Source organism: Pseudomonas sp. FP1762 (assembly GCF_030687105.1).
GTDB lineage: Bacteria > Pseudomonadota > Gammaproteobacteria > Pseudomonadales > Pseudomonadaceae > Aquipseudomonas > Aquipseudomonas siliginis.
Genome location: NZ_CP117458.1, coordinates 753,082 through 770,561 on the forward strand (window position 1 = coordinate 753,082; position 17,480 = coordinate 770,561).

Annotated in this window: 15 protein-coding genes; 6 read left to right on the plus strand and 9 right to left on the minus strand. The window is 62.4% G+C overall.

Translation table 11 applies throughout. The annotated features are described in order from the left end of the window. Positions 1-9: 9 nt before the first annotated feature. Positions 10-951, minus strand: a complete 942-nt coding sequence (gene cpaB / locus PSH90_RS03175; RefSeq protein WP_305382152.1) for a Flp pilus assembly protein CpaB — start codon at positions 949-951, stop codon at positions 10-12. A 329-nt stretch (positions 952-1,280) separates the two neighbouring features. On the opposite strand from cpaB, the gene PSH90_RS03180 reads away from it, so the two are divergent. The 3 genes from PSH90_RS03180 (at position 1,281) to PSH90_RS03190 (ending at position 2,881) form a co-directional block, all read left to right on the plus strand. Then, entirely contained in the window at positions 1,281-1,496 is a 216-nt protein-coding gene (locus PSH90_RS03180) for a Flp family type IVb pilin (protein WP_370593582.1), read from the plus strand. Positions 1,497-1,566: 70 nt separating this feature from the next. Continuing rightward, complete coding sequence (locus PSH90_RS03185) at positions 1,567-1,974, plus strand: response regulator (RefSeq protein WP_041480644.1); 408 nt, start codon at positions 1,567-1,569, stop codon at positions 1,972-1,974. Positions 1,975-2,329: 355 nt separating this feature from the next. Further along, a complete protein-coding gene (locus tag PSH90_RS03190; protein ID WP_305382153.1) occupies positions 2,330-2,881 on the plus strand; it encodes a hypothetical protein in 552 nt (183 codons plus the stop codon). Positions 2,882-3,034: 153 nt separating this feature from the next. Here the strand turns inward: PSH90_RS03190 and PSH90_RS03195 are convergent, their stop codons facing one another. The 5 genes from PSH90_RS03195 to PSH90_RS03215 all read right to left on the minus strand — a co-directional run bounded on the left by PSH90_RS03195 (position 3,035) and on the right by PSH90_RS03215 (position 9,798). Beyond that, complete coding sequence (locus PSH90_RS03195; protein ID WP_016771835.1) at positions 3,035-3,397, minus strand: DUF6124 family protein; 363 nt, start codon at positions 3,395-3,397, stop codon at positions 3,035-3,037. A 520-nt stretch (positions 3,398-3,917) separates the two neighbouring features. Then, positions 3,918-5,588: a ShlB/FhaC/HecB family hemolysin secretion/activation protein gene (locus PSH90_RS03200; protein ID WP_056787743.1), complete on the minus strand. Its 1,671-nt coding sequence runs from the start codon at positions 5,586-5,588 to the stop codon at positions 3,918-3,920. Positions 5,589-5,722: 134 nt separating this feature from the next. Next, the gene (locus PSH90_RS03205) at positions 5,723-7,285 is read right to left on the minus strand and encodes a collagen-like triple helix repeat-containing protein (RefSeq protein WP_305382154.1); all 1,563 of its coding nucleotides are present in this window, start codon (positions 7,283-7,285) and stop codon (positions 5,723-5,725) included. Between the two features lie 303 nt (positions 7,286-7,588). After that, complete coding sequence (locus PSH90_RS03210) at positions 7,589-8,443, minus strand: MaoC/PaaZ C-terminal domain-containing protein (RefSeq protein WP_305382155.1); 855 nt, start codon at positions 8,441-8,443, stop codon at positions 7,589-7,591. 2 nt (positions 8,444-8,445) lie between these two features. Continuing rightward, entirely contained in the window at positions 8,446-9,798 is a 1,353-nt protein-coding gene (locus PSH90_RS03215; protein WP_305382156.1) for a 3-oxoacyl-ACP reductase, read from the minus strand. Between the two features lie 257 nt (positions 9,799-10,055). Between PSH90_RS03215 and PSH90_RS03220 the strand changes: the two genes are divergently transcribed. The 3 genes from PSH90_RS03220 to PSH90_RS03230 all read left to right on the plus strand — a co-directional run bounded on the left by PSH90_RS03220 (position 10,056) and on the right by PSH90_RS03230 (position 14,067). Further along, positions 10,056-11,333, plus strand: coding sequence for an acetyl-CoA C-acetyltransferase (locus PSH90_RS03220; RefSeq protein WP_305382157.1), 1,278 nt, complete (start codon positions 10,056-10,058; stop codon positions 11,331-11,333). A gap of 332 nt (positions 11,334-11,665) precedes the next feature. Continuing rightward, complete coding sequence (locus tag PSH90_RS03225) at positions 11,666-12,562, plus strand: PA4780 family RIO1-like protein kinase (protein ID WP_016771829.1); 897 nt, start codon at positions 11,666-11,668, stop codon at positions 12,560-12,562. A gap of 296 nt (positions 12,563-12,858) precedes the next feature. Next, the gene (locus PSH90_RS03230; RefSeq protein WP_056787758.1) at positions 12,859-14,067 is read left to right on the plus strand and encodes an MFS transporter; all 1,209 of its coding nucleotides are present in this window, start codon (positions 12,859-12,861) and stop codon (positions 14,065-14,067) included. Here the strand turns inward: PSH90_RS03230 and cueR are convergent. The 3 genes from cueR to PSH90_RS03245 all read right to left on the minus strand — a co-directional run bounded on the left by cueR (position 14,021) and on the right by PSH90_RS03245 (position 17,426). After that, positions 14,021-14,434, minus strand: coding sequence for a Cu(I)-responsive transcriptional regulator (cueR, locus tag PSH90_RS03235; RefSeq protein ID WP_016771827.1), 414 nt, complete (start codon positions 14,432-14,434; stop codon positions 14,021-14,023). The genes PSH90_RS03230 and cueR overlap by 47 nt on opposite strands. Continuing rightward, positions 14,431-16,824 (minus strand): copper resistance metal-translocating P1-type ATPase CueA, encoded by a 2,394-nt coding sequence (gene cueA / locus PSH90_RS03240; protein ID WP_305382158.1) that lies wholly within the window; start codon positions 16,822-16,824, stop codon positions 14,431-14,433. Before cueA ends, cueR begins: the two co-directional genes overlap by 4 nt. Before the next feature lie 218 nt (positions 16,825-17,042). Further along, positions 17,043-17,426: a hypothetical protein gene (locus tag PSH90_RS03245; protein ID WP_024011458.1), complete on the minus strand. Its 384-nt coding sequence runs from the start codon at positions 17,424-17,426 to the stop codon at positions 17,043-17,045. Positions 17,427-17,480: the final 54 nt, after the last annotated feature.

A 17,480-nucleotide genomic window follows, 5' to 3' on the forward strand; every position in this document is an offset into this window, starting at 1 on the left:
CTTGCGCAGTCATGGGGTTTGTTGGCTGATCTGGTTGCCGCGAATGATTTCCACCGCAGGCCTGGGCGCCGCGCCGGCACTGGCGGTGGCAGGTGCTTTTTGCGCGCTGCCCAGGGCGAGTTGAGTGAACTGGAAGAGCTGGCTGTTGGCGCGATCCAGATGCGCGGGCGATTGCGCTTCGCCGGCCCAATATTTGGCCAGCCGCTGTTCTTCGCTGCTGCGCACCGCGAGGCGCAAGGTGCCGACTTGAGTGGCGAGCATCAGGCGGCTGAGCAGTTGTTCCGGCACCGCCAGCACCACGGTGCGTGCGGCGATGCGGCGCTGGTCCTGTTTGAGTTTTTCTTCGGCGCTGAGGCTCGGCGATGCCGGTTGGCCGTCGTTGGTCAGGCCGTACTGATCGCCGACCCCGAGCACGCGCAAGGCCGGAACGGCGATCTGCGCCGACTGCTGCAGATTGCTCGCGTCCTCGCGCAGATACAGCAGCACATCAACGTAATCGCCTGGCAGCAATTGCCCGGCACCACCGATCACTTCATCGACGGCCACGGTGAGCGCGCGCTCGTCGCGGCGAATCATCCGCGCCAGCGCGCCGCCGGCCTGGAAGCTTTCTTCATTGAGCCAGGTGCCAGCGCTGAGGTGGCGCCAAGGCGTGCGGCCGACTGCTTGTTCGATGCTGGTCAGGCTGCCGGCCGGTGCGCTGCGCAGTTTTTCCACGGTTACATCGGCGGCGGTCAACGGCGTGAACGGCGGTACATCGTGGAGCAGCACCACCACCGGTTGGCGGGTCTGGTCTTCGGCAATCGCGACAGTCTGTTCAATGCTGACCGCTGGGGCGACGGGCGCCTCGGCGACCGGGGCCGGCTGACGACTGAGCACCAGCCCCCAGTAACCGACAACAACCGCGCCGAGCAACAGCAACGCGGCAAGGCCCATGGTGACGCGACTGTTCATGACGGCTCTCCCTTTCCTGCTGCACAACCGACTGCATTTGCTTGTGAAAGGCGTACTGATTCGGCAGCTATGAACATGCAACTATTTCGCTATTTCCAAGCTAGCTGATCCAAGCAAAAGCGCCATTAGTGACAGGCAAAATAACCGAACCAAAGTGTGAGTCTGGCCGGTTAACAGCCGGAAATGGCCGAGACACGTTGGGATTAATGCTTTGTGATTAATGCGTTCTTACAGTTGTTGGGCGGGGGTTTGTTGACAATGCTCAGGTGGCACGGTGGAACCTTGCCGCGGTGGTGATGTCGGCGCCAGAGGCGCGAAGGAGTGGACCTATGTTTCGTATGACTTTTGATTATGTGATCGCCAAGGCTCGCGCGTTTGCCCGCAGTGAAGAGGGTGCTTCGGCGATCGAGTATGCGATTGTGGTGGCGATGGTGGCTGTGGTGGTTGTGGCGTTCGTCACTCCGCTTGGAGACAGGGTATTGGCGATCTTCAACAATATTCTGACCTCGCTCGATGGTACGGCTGTGACTCGGCCAACGCCCTGATCTTGTGAACACTGCACCTGGCTGATATCGCACTACACTGGATTTACCTTTCAGTATTCAGGTATTGCCTATGAACGCGTCTTCGTCGCCCCGCCAACAACTGCTTCTGGTTGATGATGAAGAAGACGCGTTGCTGGAGTTGGCGGAGTTGCTGGAGGGGGAGGGGTTTGTCTGTCATACCGCGACGTCGGTGAAGCTCGCGCTGCATCATCTGACCCGGCATCCGGATATTGCTTTGGTGATTACTGATCTGCGTATGCCGGAGGAGTCGGGCATGTCGCTGATCAGGCGGTTGCGTGAGCATACGTCGCGGGCGCATTTGCCGGTGATTGTGATGTCGGGGCATGCGGATATGGAGGATGTCAGCGATATGTTGCGGTTGCAGGTGCTGGATCTGTTTCGCAAGCCGATTTATCACGTGAGGTTGTTGGAGACTCTCGATAATCTTTTTCCCAAGCCTAAGGTTCAGGGTGGGTGAACTCGGCGGCCTTTGGGCCGACCGTGTTGGTGGGGGTTTGGGTGAGTATCCGTTGCTTCGGGTGCTGCGGCTGGCGGTTTCGCCTGACGGCGACTTACTTTTTTACAAGCGCCTAAAAAAGTAAGCAAAAAACGCTAGCTCCTGCGTTCGGCCCTCGCAGGCTCGGGTTCCTTCGCTCCGGGACTGATCCGGGCGCAGCGGCTCCGGTTTGCTTCGCTGCACCTACACTCGCTGTGTTCGACTTCGTCGAACGGTCGCTGCGCTCCCACGCCCGGATCAATCCCTCCACTCAGCCTTCCGACGTCGCCGGTGGATCAAGATCAAGAGCACTCGAGCTTGCGCTCATTGTTGAGTGGTGCGGCTTCGCCGCGGGCAGCTGCGCTGCTTTGCTTTTGCTTTTGCTTTTGTGGGAGCGAGCCTGCTCGCGAAGGCGGCCTGGCAGCCGACCCATTTCTTCCTGATTTACATCAATCCTGTGGGAGCTGGCTTGCCAGCGAAGGCGGTCTGCCTGCCGACCTGTTTCTCACTGATGTACTCGATTCAAACTGTGGGAGCGAGCCTGCTCGCGAAGGCGGCCTGCCAGCCGACCAATTTCTTCCTGATGTACATCAATCCTGTGGGAGCGAGCCTGCTCGCGAAAGCGCCCTGCCAGCCGACCTGTTTCTCACTGAACACCCACGATCAAAACTGTAGGAGTGAGCCTGCTCGCGATAGCGCCCTGCCAGCCAACCCATTCCTGCCTGATGTACATCAATCCTGTGGGAGCTGGCTTGCCAGCGAAGGCGGTCTGCCTGCCGACCTGTTTCTCGCTGATGTACTCGATTCAAACTGTAGGAGCGAGCCTGCTCGCGAAGGCGCCCTGCCAGCCGACCTGTTTCTCACTGAACACCCGCGATCAAAACTGTAGGAGTGAGCCTGCTCGCGATAGCGCCCTGGCAGCCAACCCATTCCTGCCTGATGTACATGAATCCTGTGGGAGCTGGCTTGCCAGCGATGGCGGCCAGTCAGCCAACAACGCTCTGCCTGACTCACCACCTGCGCAATCAACCTCTAGCTCTTGTCACTCCGGCACAAGCCTGTCCAGTACGCGGTTGACCGCCAGTTCGCCCAGCATGATCACCTGTTGTATCCCCAACAGGGAGTTGCGCTGTGGTCCATCGATAAATCCGGCGAGGTCGCTGGCCATGATGCTCGCCGAGGCCAGTGATTCGCAGGCATGCACCAGCAGGGTTTCGTTGTCCGCGGCCGGGTCGACGATGAACAGGGTGCTGGGTTTGCGCGGTGCGGCGGGGTCTTTGATGAGGCGGGGGTTGAGGTAGTAATCGATGGCGCGGTCGGCGGCTTCCTTGAGCTTTTGCGCTTCGACGAGCGGGTCGGCGAAAGTCGGATCGGCAAGGGGTGGATCGGGCGTTATCTTTTTCACGGGCTCAGTCTCCTTGTGGAGTAAGGGCCGCAACCTCTCGCTGCTAAACGATAAGGGTGGCAGCTGGACGCAGGTTAGCAGACCGATGAGCCACGAAATCGGCGCGCCCGAGGGCGCCCTGCGCACAGCCGCCATCAAGCACAGGAATGTATTCCAGACTGATAGAACTGGTGCAACGTGGTATCGGCGAGCTGCTAAACCCGACCACTGATGAGCAGTGGCAGGCAAACGATAGAACCCGCGCCCCAGGCGCACAAGCCGGCGGATTCTGGCGTAGCCGTAGGCAATGGCGCAAGGATTTGTGGGCTGTTGCGAGGTAACGGGGCGTGTGTTTAAACGGCTGGTTTAAGCGCTGCGATAAATCGGTTGAATAGCCGAACGCTTTCGCGAGCAGGCTCGTTCACACAGGGACGGCGGTTGTACTCAGCAACCATGAACACCGCCGAATCTGTGGGAGCGAGCCTGCTCGCGAAGGCGGTGCGTCAGTCAAAAAAATCCTGATTGACACACCGCTCGACCATCACAACTGATAACTGAAACTGATGCTGTACCGAGGCTTGCGATTGAACGTATCCAGTGCTTCATCCGACATCGCCTTCGCCACTTCCAGCGCCACGTTGTAATACTTGGCATCACCAAAGCGCAGCCCGACGGCGGTCGATGACAGGTTGTTGGCCTGCACCGGCAGTTGGTTGAACCAGCTGCGCGAGCGGTCGACAACTACGTAGGGTTGCAGGATGCGCACCCAGTTGCCGTCGCGGTTGAAGCTGTAGTTGACCTCGTAAGCCACGCCCCAACCCTTGTCGCCCGAGGCCTGGTCGTCGGGGTAGCCACGGCCGAAGTTCTGCCCGCCGAACACGGCGCGTTCGCTGTCGGGCAAGGTGTCGTCGCTCCAGTACAGCGCCGCCGAGAGCACGCCTTGCCAGTTGTCGAGGAACTTGTCGCTCTGCACGCCGGACAAGCGCACGCGGAAAAAATCCAGGTCGATGTCGTCGTAGTTGGTGTGTGCGCCGAGGCTGTCGAAGCCTTGGTAGACGCCGGCACTGAGGATGCGCAGTTGGCGGGCGTCGGCCTTGCGCCAGTCGCCTTCGAAAGCCAGGGCGCGGACGTCGGTGCGCAGTTCGGTGCTGAAGGGAAAGTTGATGCCGTCGTAGCGCGTCTTGTCGTCGACCGCATACAGGCGTGAGCCGGCGGTCAGCAGTTCGTTGGCGGAGGCGATCAAGGGCGTGCTGAAGCCGATCGAGTAGCGATCGTTCTCGCGGTGGGTACTCAGGCGTCCGCCACCGCCCACCAGCACTTCGGTGTCCGGGTCGGCGCGGTAACGCGAGGCCGAGACGTTGAGTTGCGTGCCTTCGGTATCGAGGAACTGGCTGTAGTCGAGACGGTAGTAATGCTCTTTGTCGTCGCCCGGTGGGAACAGGCCGCTGAGGCTCAACTGTTCGCCCATCGACGTCTGCGAATTGCTGCTGACACCGAGCAACGCTTGCGGGCCGTTACGGTTGTCTTCGGTGGTGCTCAGGGTGCTGGTGAACGGTTTGCGACTGGCCTGGGCAACCAGGGTGGTCGCGCCATCGGTGGTGCCCGGTGGCGGCACTTGCGCTTGGATGGTAACGCCAGGAATACGGCTCATCAGCGTGGTGTAGCGCTCGAAGGTCTTGCGCGTCAGCGGGCGTTCGGCCTGGATTTTCGCGGCGAGTTTATCGAGCAGGCCTTTGACCCGACCGATGTCGCCCTGCATCTGGATATCGCGCACATAGCCCTCGACCAGCACCACGCGGGCCACGCCGTCATCGAAGTTCTGTTGCGGCAGGAACGCGTAGGACAACAGATAGCCGTCCTGCTGATAGCGACGGGTGATGTTGCGCGTGGCTTCGATCAGTTCGGCAAGGCTGGCCTGACGGCCGATCAGGGGCTTGTAGATTTCCGCGAGTTCGTTGAGCGGGTAGATCGTGCCGCCTTCGATCTGCACGGTCTTCAGGTTGACCTTGGTTTCCATCAGCAGTGGCTGCGCGGCGGTCGCACCCGGGTCCGGCACTTGCAGCGGCGCCGCGCTCGGGCGATAGGCGTCGGCGGGCAGGTTGGGAACGGGCAGGTTGCGGATGGTTTCGTTGCTGTTGAGAAAGCTGGGCAAGGTGTCGGCGAGGGCAGCGGAACTGAGGCTCAGGCACAGCAGGGATGCCAGTACGCGCATAGGACACTCCATGGTCAGAACACAGCACAGGGCAGATTTTTCCTTAGAAAAAAGGCGGAAGACTCGTGGGAATCTTCCGCCCTCAACCAAGCGTAGGCGCTGTAGGTAAGGCCGTCGAATCGGCCAGGTGCAATTTAGCGTTTGTTGCCGCCCAGCGCGCCGGTCAGGCCGCCGAGTACCCCGCCCAGGCCACCGGTTGCCGTGCCGCCGCCAGTGGCAGTGCCGCTGTTGACCAGACCACCGACCGCTGCCACGGTGCCGCCGACGTTGGTAACCAGACCGCCGACCGCTGTGGTGACCGGGTTGTTGGTTGCGGCGATCGCCCCGCCGAGATTGCCCACCGCAGCGCCGACCTGACTTGTGATACCCGCCACCGGAGTGCCGAGACCGGTAGCGGCGCCGACCTGTTGAGTGACAGTGGTCACCGCGCTGGTGACCGGATTGAGGCCGGCTCCGACTGCGGCGCCGACGCTGGCCAGCGGCGAGGTGGATGCAGTAATCGGTGTGCCCGAACCACCGAGTACGGTGTTGATCGAAGCAATCGTGTTGCCCAGCCCGCCGGCGGTGACGCCGCCGGCACTGACCACGCCGCTGGTGCTGCCGGCATTCAGACCGCTGCCGACGTTGACCACCGCACCACCGACAGTTTGCAGCAGACCGGTGCCGCCCAGCCCGCCACCGATGCCGCCACTGCCCGAGCCAGTGCCATTGGACACCAGACCACCCGCTTTGCCGACCGCCGTGCCGGTGTTGCTCAGGGCGCCGCCGAGGGTGTTGGTCAGGGCATTGCCGCTGCCTGCGTCGGTGACTTTGCCGCCAAGGCTGTTCACCGTGCCGCCCACCTTGGAGATCACCCCTTTGAGCGGATCACCCAGACCGGTGGCATCGCCGAGTTTGTCGGTGGTGCTTTCGACCATGGCGATCACCGGTACCAGGCCGCTGCCGACCTTGTCGGTCAACTGGCGGGTCGGGCCGCTGGTCAGTGAGGTGTTGAGGGTGTCGCCAAGCATGGTGACTTTTTCGCCGATGCCATCGACCAGCGGCGCCACACGGGTGACTACACCGCCAACGACAGGAACGCTACGGGTCGCGGTGTTGAGTTTGACGCTGAGGTCCGACACGCCGCCGCCAACATCGGAAACCACGCCGCCAACCGAGGCGACGGTGGTGGTCAGGCCATTGGGGTCAGTGGCCAGTTTGCCGATGCCATCAGTGACGCCATCGCCCAAGGTGCTGACCACGTTGCCGGTGGTGTTGGCCAGGCTTTGCACGATGCCGCCAGCGACCGGAACAGTGCTCAGCGAATCGCCGATCTGGCCGACGCCATCGCCGACACCGCTGACGGTTTTGCCGACATCCTGAACAAGTGTTGTGGTCACCAGCGAAGGTGCAGCGGGATTGGTCGGGTTGGTGGGATCGGTCGGGTCTGTCGGATTGGTTGGATTGGTCGGATCGGTGCCGCCGCCGGTTCCGCCAGTACCACCGGTTCCGCCGCCAGTGCCGCCAGTGCCGGCAGTATCGCCGCCGGTCCCGCCGCCCGCGCCACCGCTGCCATCGGTGCCCGCCGTGCCGTCCGCCGTCGAGCTGCCCGAACTGCTGCGATGACCGCCACCGCCGCTGCTGCAGCCGACGAGGCCGACCGAAAGAATCAGTGCCAGCGCGATTGCCGATTTGGACCACATCACTTGAGTTTTCATGATTGAGATTCCTGCACCTGTCACAACGTTACGTTGCCTTCGATGGCTCGCCGATCTGTCGTCGGCGATGCCTCGTCCGTGGCTGTAATCTCAGTCGAGGGCAGGTTTTTCACCATTCTCAAGTTGGTATTAACCCCTTTATATAGAGGGCTCGGCGCTATGCCGAAGGACTAATACCCCGGTAATAAACGGGCAAAAAAAAGCCTTGAAATTCAAGGCTCGGTTTTTTGCAAAGCAGCGGGCAGGGCGCGGAAAAACTTAAGTGATATATACACAATTAACGGGTTTTTCCGCCCCGCCAGATCAGGCGATCGGTTGCCACTGACCGACCATATGTTCCAGGTCGCCGGCGCCGATCAGACGCAACTCACCGCTGGAGCCCGCGGCACTGGCCAGCAATATCACTTCACTGGGCAGGCGCACCGGTTTGCGAAAGTGCACGGCGATTTCCAGGTTGGCTTTGGGCAGGTGATCAGAGAGTGCCGCCAGTGTGCGTGCCTTGTTCCACAGTCCATGGGCGATCGCGGTGGGAAACCCGAACAGTTTGGCGCTCGCCGCACTGAGGTGAATCGGGTTGTAGTCGCCGGAGACTTTCGCATACTGGCGACCGATATCAGCAGGTGCAGTCCAGCGCGTCACCTCAAGCAAATCCTGCGACGGCTGCCAGTCGTGAGCCAGCGCCTCGCCCTCGAGCTTTACCCCGCGACAGAGCATGCGGCTCTCGGCTTCCCACAGCGGCCCGAGCTGATCGTCGAGGGTGGTCAACAGATCGAACGTCGCGCCCTTGGCATGTGGTTGCAGGTTGTGCACACGCACGCTGACTTGCCCGCGACTGATCGCGCCCATCGGCCGCAGCACGCGGATGCGGTTGCTCAGGTGAATCAGCCCCAGCAGCGGGAACGGAAAATCCCTGGCCGTGAGCAATTGCATCTGCAAGGCGAAGGCGAGGATGTGTGGATAGGTCGGCGGCAGCAGGCCGTCATCGACGAAACCGCAGACCCTGCGATAGGCCGCCAGCCGTTTGCTGTCGATATCGACCCAGCAGCGCAGGCCGCTGTCGGGCAGTTGCGTACCGGTGATTTTGCGTCGCGTCGCCGCCCGCGAGTACAGCGCGGGCAGACTCGGTTCGCGATCCAGCGTGTGCCATTCGATGCTCATCTTTATGCCCCCAGAACACTTTGCCCACAGACCCGCAGCGCCTGCCCGGTGAACGCGCCCGTGCCCGGTTGCGCCAGCCACGCCACGGCTTCGGCGACGTCCTGCGGCAAGCCGCCCTGGCCCAGCGAACTCATGCGCCGCCCGGCCTCGCGCAGGCCGAACGGGATGTGCGCGGTCATTTGCGTTTCGATAAAACCGGGGGCGACGGCGTTGATGCTGATGCCACGTTCCAGCAGCGTCGGCGCCCAGGCCTGGGCCAGACCGATCAGGCCAGCCTTGCTCGCCGCGTAGTTGGTTTGCCCGCGATTGCCGGCGATGCCGCTGATCGAGGCGAGCAGGACCACCCGTGCGTTGTCGCGCAGGGTGCCGCTGTCGAGCAGCGCCTTGGTCAGCACTTGCGGCGCGTTGAGATTGACGGCCAGCACCGCGTCCCAGAATTCCGGGGTCATGTTGGCCAAGGTTTTGTCGCGGGTGATGCCGGCGTTGTGCACGAGGATGTCGAGCCCGTCGGGCAGCTGTTCGATCAAGTGCGCGGCGGCGTCATCGGCGCAGATATCGAGGGTAATCGCACGGCCGCCGAGGCGCGCGGCGAGGGCCTCGAGGTCGGTCTTGGCCGGCGGTACATCGAGCAGAATCACCTCGGCGCCATCGCGGGCGAGGGTTTCGGCAATCGACGCGCCGATTCCGCGCGCAGCACCGGTGACTAGCGCCTTGCGCCCGGCCAGCGGTCGGGTCCAGTCAGTGACTGGCGTGGCGCACGCGGTCAGGCGAATCACCTGGCCGGAAACGAATGCACTTTTCGGCGAGAGGAAAAATCGCAGCGGGCCTTCCAATTGATCCTCGGCACCTTCGCCGACGTAGATCAACTGCAAGGTGCCACCGCCGCGCAGCTCTTTGGCCAGCGAGCGCGAGAAGCCTTCAAGTGCTCGCTGTGCGCTGGAGGCGAACGGATCACCCAAGGTTTCCGGCGCGCGGCCGAGAATCACCAGGTGCGCGCTATGGTCGAGGTTCTTCATCAATGGCTGAAAGAACTCGCGCAACTGCTTGAGCTGGTCGGTGTGTTGCAGAGCGCTGGCGTCGAACACCACCGCTTTGAGTTTCGGCCCGTGGCCGGGGATCCATGCAGTTGCCAGCGAGGGCTCGGTGCCGTAGCTGTAGATCGCGTCGGTCAAGCGATTGGCAAACACGCTGATCCGTTCGGCCAGCGGCCCGCCACCGATCAACAGGGCGCCCTCGATCGGCCGCAGACGCCCCGCCTGACAGCGTTCCAGCCGCACCGGCGACGGCAGGCCCAAGGCCCCGACCAGACGATGGCCGAAGGATGAGTTGGCGAAGTCGATATAGCGGTCAGACATGGAACGCTCTCCAGAAGTTGGGGTTCAAAGTGTGGACTGCCTACGGTAATCAATCGTTCGATCGGCGCAATAAGGCCTACGCTTGAACACTCAGGTTTAGCAGGTCTTGCAGATAAATGCGGTTCATGTGGGAGCGAGCCTGCTCGCGAAGGCGCTGTATCAGGCGCTGAAGAGGCTGAATGTGCCGGCCTCTTCGCGAGCAGGCTCGCTCCCACAGGGATTGGGCAAATTTCGACCATTTGGAACAGGAGCTTTTCATGACCCAGCTGCGCCGCGTCGCGATCATCGGCGGTAACCGCATCCCTTTCGCCCGCTCCAACGGGCCGTACGCCACGGCCAGCAATCAGGCGATGCTCACCGCTGCGCTGGAAGGCCTGATCGAACGCTACAACCTGCACGGCCAGCGCATCGGCGAGGTAGTGGCGGGCGCTGTGCTTAAATTGTCACGGGATATGAACCTGACCCGCGAATGCGTGCTCGGCTCGCGCTTGTCTCCGACGACACCGGCCTATGACATTCAGCAAGCCTGCGGCACCGGTCTGGAGGCGGCGTTGCTGGTGGCGAACAAGATCGCCCTCGGCCAGATCGACTGCGGCATTGCCGGCGGCGTCGACACCACTTCCGATGCGCCGATCAGCGTCAGCGAAGGCCTGCGCAGAATTCTTCTGCAGGCCAACCGCGCCAAGAGCACCGGCGACAAACTGAAAACCCTTTTTCAGTTGCGCCCCCAGCACCTGATCCCCGAATTCCCGCGCAACGGCGAGCCACGCACTGGCCTGTCGATGGGCGAGCACTGCGAACTGATGGCGCAGACCTGGAATATCCCCCGCGAAGAACAGGATCAACTGGCCCTCGAAAGCCACCACAAGCTCGCCGCTTCCTACGGCGAAGGCTGGCACAACGATCTGATGACGCCATTCCTCGGCCTGACCCGCGATAACAATCTGCGCCCGGACCTGACCCTGGAAAAACTCGCCGCGCTGAAACCGGCCTTCGAGAAAAGCGCCAAGGGCACGCTGACGGCGGGCAATTCCACGCCGCTCACCGATGGCGCTTCGGTGGTGTTGCTCGGCAGTGAAGAATGGGCCAGAGAGCGCGGTTTGCCGATTCTTGCCTACTTGCGCGACGGTGAAGCGGCGGCGGTGGATTTCGTCAACGGTGCCGAGGGCCTGCTGATGGCGCCGGTGTATGCCGTGCCACGCTTGCTGGCGCGCAACGGCCTGACCTTGCAGGATTTTGATTACTACGAAATTCACGAAGCCTTCGCCGCGCAAGTGCTGTGCACGCTCAAGGCCTGGGAAGATCCCGAATATTGCAAAACCCGCCTGGGGCTCGAGGCACCGCTGGGTTCGATTGATCGCAGTCGGCTCAATGTAAAAGGCAGTTCGCTGGCGGCGGGGCATCCGTTCGCCGCAACGGGCGGGCGCATTGTCGCGAATCTGGCCAAGCTGCTGGATGCGGCGGGTAAGGGGCGAGGGTTGATTTCGATCTGTGCGGCGGGCGGGCAGGGTGTCACCGCGATCATTGAACGCTAAGCAGTATTCCAATGTGGGAGCGAGCCTGCTCGCGAAGGCGCCGTGTCAGTCGCCATCATTCTCTGCTGACAGAGCGCTTTCGCGAGCAGGCTCGCTCCCACAGGTGCTCCGGTGCATGTGCATGTCAGATTCTGTCGCAAATGCCCTTGCCGACCGATACCAATCAATGCCACGGTCTCGGCTATGATTCGCCCGGGTCGCTGCGATTGATCCGGCACAGTGTGTGCATCCTCAAGGTTCACAGGTCGGCAACCCCTCCCCGTCGGGCGAGGATTGCCGTATAACGAGTGACATTCGCGTGTTTGGTAATAAAGGACCCACAATAAAAGCTGATGAAGACTCCAAAACGCATTGAACCCCTGATCGAGGACGGTCTGGTCGACGAAGTGCTGCGTCCACTGATGAGTGGCAAAGAGGCAGCTGTTTATGTAGTGCGCTGCGGCAATCAGTTACGTTGCGCCAAGGTCTACAAGGAGGCGAATAAACGCAGTTTCCGCCAGGCGGCCGAGTATCAGGAAGGCCGCAAGGTTCGTAACAGTCGTCAGGCGCGGGCCATGGCGAAGGGGTCCAAGTTCGGTCGCAAAGAGACCGAAGACGCCTGGCAGAACGCCGAAGTGGCGGCGCTGTTCCGTCTGGCCGGCGCCGGCGTGCGAGTGCCCAAACCCTATGACTTCCTCGACGGCGTGCTGTTGATGGAACTGGTGGCTGACGAATTCGGCGACGCTGCGCCGCGTCTGAACGATGTGGTGCTGGAGCCTGATCAGGCGCGCGAGTATCACGCGTTCCTGATTTCGCAGATCGTGCTGATGTTGTGTACCGGTCTGGTGCACGGTGACCTCTCCGAGTTCAACGTGCTGCTGACCCCAACCGGCCCGGTCATCATCGACTTGCCCCAGGCAGTCGACGCTGCGGGCAACAACCACGCGTTCAGCATGCTCGAGCGTGACGTTGGCAACATGGCTTCGTACTTCGGTCGCTTCGCGCCGGAATTGAAGAAGACCAAATATGCCAAGGAAATGTGGGCGTTGTACGAAGCCGGCACCTTGCACCCGAACAGTGTGCTGACCGGCGAGTTCGACGATCCGGAGGACCTGGCGGATGTCGGCGGGGTGCTGCGCGAAATCGAAGCGGCGCGCCTCGACGAGGAACGCAAGCAGGCCATTCGCGCGGCGGACGACGCGCCGAAAGGCAAACCCGAAGAACCGCCTCCACCGCCGTGGATGCAGTGATCGCGTGATGAAAAACCCGGCTTCGGCCGGGTTTTTTGTTTGAGTCAAAAAGCACCCTCACCCCAGCCCTCTCCCGGAGGGAGAGGGGGCCGACCGAGGTGTCTTTAGCCATACATCGACCTGAAAAAACCGAGTCGATTATGGATTCAAAGAAAAACGTTCAGGTCGGTGTATCTCCCAAATATCCCCCAATCGGTCCCCTCTCCCTTTGGGAGAGGGCTAGGGTGAGGGGGCTTTCGGATCCTGGCTTATTCGCGTCTACTGTCCAGCGCTCCAACCACACTCAAGAACTGAATGTGACCACCCTACGCAACACCCACCTGATCGTAACCGCCCGGCTGATCTCCGATTTCGGCGCCTTCCTCAACATGGTCGCGCTGGCCACTTACGTTTATTTGCTGAGCAACAGCGCCATGAGCGTCGGCATCTTCCTCGCCAGCCGTGTCAGTGGCGGAATTTTCGCCAGCCTGATCGGCACACGCTTCTACCGACGCTGGCAGGGCCGCGCGCCGCTGATTGCGTTCGATCTGTTGCGTGCGGCAGTGCTGGGGCTGCTGTTGATCACACCGGCGAGTCAGCAGGCATGGCTGTTGCCGTTGATTGCCTTCGGCCTCGGCCTGGGCAATTCGATGTTCGCCATCGGCCTCAACAGCCAGTTGCCGCGTTTGATCGCGCCGGCGCAATTGCTCAGGGCCAATGCCTGGATCACTTCAGCTTCTTCTGCGGCGATGGTCGGCGGCAGTCTGGTGTCGGGGTTGCTGGTGGCTGCTTTTGGTTTCGAAACGGTCTTCGCCCTCAACGCGCTGACCTATTTGCTTGCGGCGCTGCTGATCGTACCGCTGCGTTTCGAAAAAACCGATGTCAGCGAACAGCCGGAGCGCGGTGAATGGTTTGCGCTGCGGCAGGGCCTGCGTTCGGCGCCAGTGGTCGCGGCCATGCTCGCGGTGACCATGGCCGACACCTTGGGCAGCGCTGCGCATAACGTCGGCTTCCCGATCATTTCGAAACTGCTCACGCCGGAGGCGGCGAGTACGACCTTGGGCCTGGCGCTTGCGGTATGGGCCAGCGGCAAACTGCTCGGCGCACGCATCGCCAGTCACCTCAAGGGCTCGGAGAACAGCCACCTCGAAAGAAGATTTTTCTGCGGCGTGGCGCTGATGTCGTGCGGTTTCATTCTGATGTTCCAGCAGCACAGCCTCTACGGTCTGCTGCTGTTCGCCTTGCCGGCGGGGCTTGGCGACGGGGTTTCCGAAGTCAGCCTGATGTCACGTTTGCAACGGGAACCTGCGGCGTTGCGCCTGCCGATTTTCAGCGTGCTGACCTTGCTGCAGATGAGCGGTTTCGGTATCGGCATGCTGGTCGCTGCGCCGTTCTATGCGTGGTGGACGCCGGGGGCCGTGGTCATGCTGTTCCACGGCATTCCCCTGGGTACGTTGTGCGTGGTGACGCTGTTGCGGATCAGGCGCGGGCGGGTTGCGCGCAGCAGCCCGACGCCAGTTCCTTGAGGATCGGGCAGTCCGGGCGATGGTCGCCGCTGCAATGCTCGACCAGATCCTGCAGGGTGTCACGCAACTCGCCGAGCTCGCGGATCTTCTGATTCAGCTCATCGATGTGCTGGCGCGCCAGTGCTTTCACATCGGCGCTGGCACGCTGGCGATCCTGCCAGAGGGTCAGCAGCTTGCCGACCTCTTCCAGGGAAAAGCCCAGATCCCGCGAGCGCTTGATGAACGCCAGCGTGTGCAGGTCATCGCTGCCGTACACGCGGTAACCGCTGTCGGTGCGATTGGCCGCTTTGAGCAGGCCGATCGATTCGTAATAGCGGATCATTTTTGCACTCAGGCCACTTTGTCGGGCCGCTTGGCCGATGTTCATCGGTGTTCCTCCAGGTCCTTGGGTTTCCAGGTTTTCAACAGTAGCGCATTGCTCACCACGCTGACGCTCGACAGCGCCATCGCCGCACCGGCCAGCACCGGATTGAGGAAGCCGAACACCGCCAGCGGAATGCCGATCAGGTTGTAGACAAAGGCCCAGAACAGGTTCTGGCGAATCTTCGCATAGGTCTTGCGACTGATCTCCAGCGCTGCCGGCACCAGTCGCGGATCGCCGCGCATCAACGTGATGCCGGCCGCGTGCATGGCGACGTCGGTGCCGCCGCCCATGGCGATGCCGATGTCTGCGGCGGCGAGGGCCGGGGCATCGTTGATACCATCGCCGACCATGGCAACCACGCCGGTTTTCTTCAGCTCGGCCACCGTCGCGGCTTTGTCGGCAGGCAGCACTTCGGCGTGAACATTGCGGATGCCCAAGGCCTCGGCCACCACCCGTGCGCTGCCGCGATTGTCGCCGGTCAGCAGGTGGCTCTGGATATCCCGCGCGGCGAGTTGTTGCACCGCTTGCAGTGCGCCGGGTTTCAGCGTGTCACCGAAGGCGAACAGGCCCAGCACCTTCGGCTCAGGACTTTGTTCGATCAGCCACGACAGTGTCCGACCTTCGCGTTCCCACGCTTCGGCGGATGTGCTCAATTCACCGGCATTCAAGGCGCTTTCGTCGAGCATCCGCCGGTTGCCCAGCGCCAGGCGCCGGCCATCCAGCGTGCCGGCAATGCCGCGTCCGGTCAGCGACTGGCTGTCGCTGACGTCGGGCACGTTCAAGCTGCGTTCGGCGGCGGCATCCAGCACCGCTTTGGCCAAAGGATGCTCGCTGCCGCGCTGCAACGCACCGGCCAAGGCCAGCAGATTGTTTTCGTCGCCATCGACCGCGCTGAAGTGCGCGATACGCGGCGTACCCGAGGTCAGCGTGCCGGTCTTGTCGAACACCACACTGCTGACTTCATGGGCGCGCTCCAGCGCTTCGGCGTCCTTGATCAGAATGCCGTGGCGTGCGGCGACGCCGGTGCCGGCCATGAGCGCCGTCGGGGTGGCGAGGCCGAGGGCGCACGGGCAGGCAATCACCAGCACGGCGACGGCATTGATCAGCGCAGTTTCCAGCGGTGCGCCGTACAGCCACCAGCCGATCAGCGTGGCCAGGGCGATCAGCAATACGGTCGGCACGAAGATCTGGCTGACCTTGTCCACCAGTTTCTGGATCGGCGCTTTCGCCGCTTGCGCGTCCTCGACCAAACGAATGATCCGCGCCAGCACGGTTTCCGCGCCGAGCGCCTGGGTGCGCACCAGCAAACGACCTTCGCCATTGATCGCGCCGCCGGTGACCTTGTCGCCCGGCTGTTTCGGCACTGGCAGGCTTTCGCCACTGATCAGCGCTTCGTCGGCGTGGCTCTGGCCTTCAACGACTTCGCCATCCACCGGGAAGCGTTCGCCGGGTTTGACCAGCACCAGATCGTCGAGGCGCAGGGCGCTGATCGCAACGTCCTGCTCACGCCCGTCGATGACTTGAATCGCCCGCTCCGGCCGCAACGCTTCAAGAGCGCGGATGGCGCTGGCGGTCTGGCGTTTGGCGCGGCTTTCGAGATATTTGCCGAGCAACACCAAAGCGATGACCACCGCCGAGGCCTCGAAATACAGATGCGGCATGCGTCCGGCGGCGCTGGCCCATTCATAGACACTCAGGCCATAACCGGCGCTGGTGCCGAGGGCGACGAGCAGGTCCATGTTGCCGGCACCGGCGCGCACGGCTTTCCACGCCGCAACATAAAAGCGTGCGCCGAAGATGAATTGCACCGGTGTGGCGAGGGCGAATTGCGCCCAGGCCGGGAGCATCCAATGAATGCCGAACGGCTGCAGCAACATCGGCAACACCAGCGGCAGAGCGAGGGCGATCGCGCAGATCAATGCCCAGCGCTCGCGATGCAGGCGTTTTTGCTGGTCATCGGACTGTGGCCGTTCAGCTTGCCAGACGCTGGCCGAGTAACCGGCCTTGCTCACCGCGTCGAGCAGGGTTTGCGTATCGACCTGGCCGAGTAATTCGAGGTGCGCACGTTCGTTGGCCAGATTGACGCTGACGCTGCTCACGCTTGGGACTTTGCTCAGGGCACGTTCGACGCGACCGACGCAGGACGCGCAGGTCATGCCGTCGATGCTCAATTCGACGGTTTGCCGGGGCACGCTGTAACCGGCGCGCTCCACGGCTTGCATCAGCGCCGGCAGGCTGTCGCCGGGCGCCTGCACCCGAGCCTGTTCGGTGGCGAGGTTGACGCTGACGGTGCTGGCGCCGCTGACCTTGCGCAGGGCTCGCTCGACACGCCCGGCGCAACTGGCACAGGTCATGCCGGCAATTGGCAGATCGAAAGTGGTGGATTCGGACATCGGTCGCGCTCCCTGTAGTGGATGTCTACAGGATCAACCTTGCCATGCGGGCAAGGTCAAGCACCATTCTTGTGGGAGCGAGCCTGCTTGATCGTTCCCACGCTCCGCGTGGGAATGCCTCCTGTGACGCTCCGCGTCACGCTTCGGGACGCAGAGCGCCCATGGCTGCATTCCCACGCGGGAGCGTGGGAACGATCGGCAACGGGTCGGCGCTTGGCTCAGTAACCCAGGCCAGCCGGCTTCAGGTACACGCCTTCGGCATTCATTGCCAGGCGGAACTTCAGCACATCCCCGGCGTGCAGCACGACTTCCTGCGAACCCGGTGCGAGCATGCCGGGATTACAACCCGGCGCCTGGCCCGGCAGCAGCTTCAAGCGCAGCGAAACCTTGCCCGGCGGCAGGTTGAACGAAGTGCTCTGCTCCTGGAACAGGCGTGCCGAGAGCTGATCCTGGATGTACACGCCGATCTCGCACGAGGTCGCCACTTCGAGGCGCTCGCGGGAAATGATCAGTACCGCGTAATCCTCGCCGGCGGCTTGCACCTGCGGGACGGCGGCGAAAAGGCTGAGCAAGCCAAACAGGCCCAAAGCTGACCAGCGCATGGCTGAATCTCCTGAATTCCAGTCATTGATACACGCAGCTTGGCCGAGCGCGGC